Origin of the sequence: Okeania sp. SIO2F4, assembly GCF_010672385.1 — a bacterium.
Classification (GTDB): Bacteria; Cyanobacteriota; Cyanobacteriia; order Cyanobacteriales; family Microcoleaceae; genus Trichodesmium.
Window position 1 is genome coordinate 1 of the sequence record NZ_JAAHGT010000707.1, and the last position, 5,145, is coordinate 5,145.

A 5,145-nucleotide genomic window follows, 5' to 3' on the forward strand; every position below is an offset into this window, starting at 1 on the left:
TGTTTCTTTTGCCAAAATTACCTCATTAAACCCATCTATATTGATCAGCATATCAAATTCTTGACCGATGGAAAGAAAGTAGTTTAATAATATTAGTTGTTGTGGTTGCTTATAGCCTCCTGTTGCAAAAGACAAGATAATAAATTCCTTATCTTTAAATTCTGGAATTTGTTTTAATGTCTTTTCTAAGATTTGATTCTGAATTTCATATATTGAATAGTTCGATGCAACGGAACCACCAAAGACTCCGATTATATATTGATTATCATTCTTCTTGTGATAAGGATAATCATAAGGAGAAATAAAACCAGCAGCATTATATTTAAAACCTTCTCGAAAATCTGGTCCTGGTTTTTGCACATAGCCAAAGTAAGGATGAATTCTTTCTATTACAGAATTTTCTAACCTAATTCCTGCTAAGTTGATTCCCATCGGATTTGTATTGGTATTAGTATTTCCATTTTCATTTTCATTTTCTTCTTGATTTTCTAGTTCTTCTCCTTGATTATTTTCTGCTACTTTTTCTCTGGTGTAGAAAAATTGCTTATATCTAACAAAATACCAACCCAGAGAACCTAATTCTAAAAATACAAATAAGAAAATTATATTCATCAAAACGATTTTCCATAGTTCTGAGGGTTTTTTCAAAATACTCAAGTTTTTCATGGCAATTTTATAGCAAGTAATTTAGATATTTTTTCAGTTTTGCTCCAGCAGAAATACTATGTATTTCTGACTGATGTTCTATTTATCCTAAGAGTTATCCGATGAGGAATTTTTATGATTATATACAGCAGTTTCCTACTCTCTGGAAGTACATATATTGATGGTTTTAGGTCGGAGGTTGGAGGTAGGGACGTTGCATGTAACCTCCGTAGGTCCTAGGGAAGACGGGTCGGAGGATAGGGAACAAGCAAAAAATATTTACCCCGTCAGTTGTACCACATTAATCACCGAATCTAACGAAGTTTCCCGTAGGGTGGGATGGATGGGTTACTTAACCATATCCAATCTCCCCTTGAGAAGAAAAAAATTCCTTTTAACCTAATCCTTCTATTACAGAAGAGGTAATTATTAATTGTTAATTGTTAATTATTAATTATTGAACATACCTTTCCAATTTATACTTATCACATAAATAATTTGATATGATTTATCATGCAAATTTATGACCTTCTATATTCCAATGACCGAAAAATTGTGGTCTCAAGCCTCCCCTTTTAAGGGGATAAAAAGCGGTCCTTGGATGGCGAGGTTTCCCGCTCTTTCAGAGCCGCTCCGAAGTTCGCCATATCTAATCTCCCCCCGAGAAAATAGAATATTCCATATTGCAATCCCGAAGCTTTCCTAGGTCATGCTGCGCAAACAGCTAGGGGTACTGTTAACGCAGTTCCTCCCCCAGGAGGCTAACTGATAACTGAATTGCGCAGTTCCTCCCCCAGGAGGCTAACTGATAACTGAAATGACCTCCACAGGGTTCCGCATTATCAAACCCATATAAACACTTCCCTATTTTTTCTGCTTTTTCTCCTATAAGGTCTGGCTAAAATATACACGGGAATATTCTCTTGTTTGCCAAATTCTTCTATCCTCCGATCTCGATAGTATAAATCTGACAAATTATGATTATTTTGAAATTTTTGACTGTGTTCTAAGTCGGGATGTACTTGATGAGACTCGCTAATTGCTATAATCATAAAATCTGCTCCCTTTTCATATACTTCATCTCTCATTAATTTAATCAAACCTTTGATTACTTGCCAACCTTTATCCCAGTCATAATTTAATTGAGGTTCTCCATAAAAAGAGATAATAATTTTACCATAATCATTTAAAAATAGACTTTTTTTACTATCCATATCAATTTTTATAATTAGCTGTAAAATCAGATAATTTTCTATCAACCAAATTAGTAATATATCAACCATTGAAAAAACATAACGACCTCTTGGCCAAGATTTCATAGTACGGAATGACATATCTGATTCTAATTCACCATTTTTATAGACAAAATAAGGTCTTAAGTAGTTGCGCTCTAGAGGGCGATAATTATTCCGAATATCATTAGCTGCATAAAAAGCTAATATGACTAAATCTGGTGCATAATCCCAAACATGATGTCTGAAAGTCATTAATTCTTGGGCTGTTCCATAACCTTGTACGCCAAAATTAATTATCCCCACTTTTCGGTCTTTTAAGACAGGACATTGTTGTAATTTTTCCTCCATTATTGCACCATAAGTATCTTCTAATTTGACATGAATTTATTCTGTAAAAGAATCTCATAATAAAGCAATTATCAATCCATTTTATGGTTTTGTTTTACTCCGTTCATAATCCTGAAAACCCCCACTATTCATTTTCAATTCAGAAGTTATACCTTCTTCTTTCCAAAATGCTTTGGCACTACGATTTCCTGACTAACCTCGATTCGGATCTTTGCTAGTATATAGAGACTTACTTTCTGATTTTTCATATGTTCTTGGAGATGGAGGATGTTCAATTTTTGCTATTCTTAATCCTATTTATCCCACTATCACAACAAATATAAATGTACCTATTGTTATTCCTAGATTTACTACTAAATTTTGTTGCCTTTTCATTTTTTATGTTGAACTAATTTTCCACTTTACTTTTCTATCAGACTTTTAATCCAACTTTTATTCTAGCTTTCTCAGATTTTCTCTGTTATTTTTTCGAAGATGGAAAAATTTTCACTCAGAGAAACTCCTGGTTATTCCAGTCAGATTTTGCCATCTACCTTTTCCATTTACTCCTGAATTTTCTCACCTGTTGATTTTCTCTACTTAATTCATCAGACATTTTGATTTTCCATCATACTTTTAATCAAAGTTCGCCTTCGACTCAGATTTTCTCTGTTATTTTGCCGAGGATGGAAAAATTTTCACTCAGAGAAACTCCTGGTTATTCCAGTCACATTTTGCCATCTACCTTTTCCATTTACTCCTGAATTTTCTCACCTGTTGATTTTCTCTACTTAATTCATCAGACATTTTGATTTTCCATCATACTTTTAATCAAAGTTCGCCTTCGACTCAGATTTTCTCTGTTATTTTGCCGAGGATGGAAAAATTTTCACTCAGAGAAACTCCTGGTTATTCCAGTCACATTTTGCCATCTATCTTTTCCATTTACTCCTGAATTTTTTCCACTTAATCATCACAGTTTCAATCCAACTTTCCTTCTAGCTTTCTCAGATTTTCTCTGTTATTTTGCCGAGGATGGAAAAATTTTCACTCAGAGAAACTCCTGGTTACTCCAGTCACATTTTGCCATCTACCTTTTCCATTTACTCCTGAATTTTCTCACCTGTTGATTTTCTCTACTTAATTCATCAGACATTTTGATTTTCCATCATACTTTTAATCAAAGTTCGCCTTCGACTCAGATTTTCTCTGTTATTTTGCCGAGGATGGAAAAATTTTCACTCAGAGAAACTCCTGGTTACTCCAGTCACATTTTGCCATCTACCTTTTCCATTTACTCCTGAATTTTTTCCACTTAAATCATTTTCCATCTTTCTTTTCCATAACATTTTTAATAGAATTAGCAATATAATTTTCTAAAATAGTGTCTCCCAGAAAATTATAGTGACAGCAAGCATCTCGATAAACTATTTCTTTTTCCCGATCAAAAATATTCACACCATTAAAAATATTAACCCTAGCTTCTTTTAAGCTATTAATTTGAGAAAGTAATACTGGATAACCTTTTCTAACTCCTATAGCATAAGGATGATCTTCGATGATAAAAATTTTTTCTTCTGGGCTATAGACTCTTTCTGTAGGATAATATTGATTGGGCTGAATAAAGTGAAAATACCATATATTTCTCTTGGCTAGAATTTGACTCATTGCTAGGGATGATTCATACCAATTTTTGCCAATTTTATCAAAGGCAATTTCATCTTCTAATACTTCTGGAATTTTATTCAAATATACTAAACTGTCACTGCCATCAATTTTGCTAGAATTTCTAGCAACTTGTTCATCGTATTTAAGAATTTCTTTTTGATAGCTATCTAGTAATCCTTTGAGTTGCAAACTTCTTAAACCATGACACAATGCTAATTTACAACTTTCCAACTTATTAATAGCAGTTGATAAATTATTTTTCAGTTCGCTAATTTCCACTATCGCCTTCATTACCGACAAATCATCACTAGCTAATCGTGTTAAAGGTAAAATATGCTGAATACTTGGCAAAGATAACTCTATTTTTTTCAGATTATTTTGGTGAGATAGTGCGACTTCATTAAAGCCATCGATATTAATTACCATATCAAATTCTTGACCGATGGAAAGAAAGTAATTTAACATCAATAATTGTTGTGGTTGTTTGTAACCCCCACCAGCAAAACAGAGAATAATTATTTCTTTATCTGCTAAATCGGGTATAGTTTTTAAGCTGTTAATAAACTCTTGATTTCCTCTAGATTGATTCACACTAAGATTAACAGCAAAATTATTTGCTACTGAACCGCCAAATACACCAATAATAAACTGATTTTTATTTGTTTTAGCAAAAGGATAATTATACTCAGATATAAGACCATAATTATTAACCCTTACTCCTAATTCTTCATTGGTAAAGGAACCTGCTTTAAGTACATAGCCAAAAAACGGATGAATTCTCTCTAATATTGATTGATTATTTAAATCTGTTCCAAGTCTAGTTCCTCCTTTTTCCAACTCTTCTCGCACTTTGGAAGTAATATTTTTTCTCGTATAAAATAGTTGATCTTCCTCAGCATAATAAAATCCTAGTGATACAGCTTCTAAACCAATAAATGCTAAAATTAAATTAATAGTAAGTACACTGAATCCTGTTCTAATTCCCTGCAACCATTTTAAATTTTTCATGGCATTGCTGAATTTTTATTTCCCCTAATTACATTTTGTTATGATTGATTGTCGTTGAAAAAATAGTTGCAAGTAAATACAGCAGATTCCGTCGTATATGAAGTACAGATATTAACAATTAAATGTTTGTAGTCCGGACATCTTATATCGTTTCACTGAATTGAGAATTGAGAATTGAGAATGCCAGATTTGCGATTGCTAAAAACTTTGATAAAACAACAGTTTCAGGCAATTATTTGACATTTAAAGTTTGAAACTATTA

2 protein-coding genes and 1 pseudogene are annotated in these 5,145 nt (G+C 32.6%); all 3 read right to left on the reverse strand.

Annotated features, from left to right (window positions below; translation table 11 throughout):
* Window positions 1-666: pseudogene (locus tag F6K22_RS30930) on the reverse strand (hypothetical protein); the annotation flags it as partial.
* 821 nt (window positions 667-1,487) lie between these two features.
* The gene (locus F6K22_RS30935; protein ID WP_293107071.1) at window positions 1,488-2,228 is read right to left on the reverse strand and encodes an SGNH/GDSL hydrolase family protein; all 741 of its coding nucleotides are present in this window, start codon (window positions 2,226-2,228) and stop codon (window positions 1,488-1,490) included.
* Window positions 2,229-3,527: 1,299 nt separating this feature from the next.
* On the reverse strand, window positions 3,528-4,883 hold the full coding sequence (locus tag F6K22_RS30940) for a hypothetical protein (RefSeq protein ID WP_293107074.1): 1,356 nt from the start codon (window positions 4,881-4,883) through the stop codon (window positions 3,528-3,530).
* Window positions 4,884-5,145 lie beyond the last annotated feature (262 nt).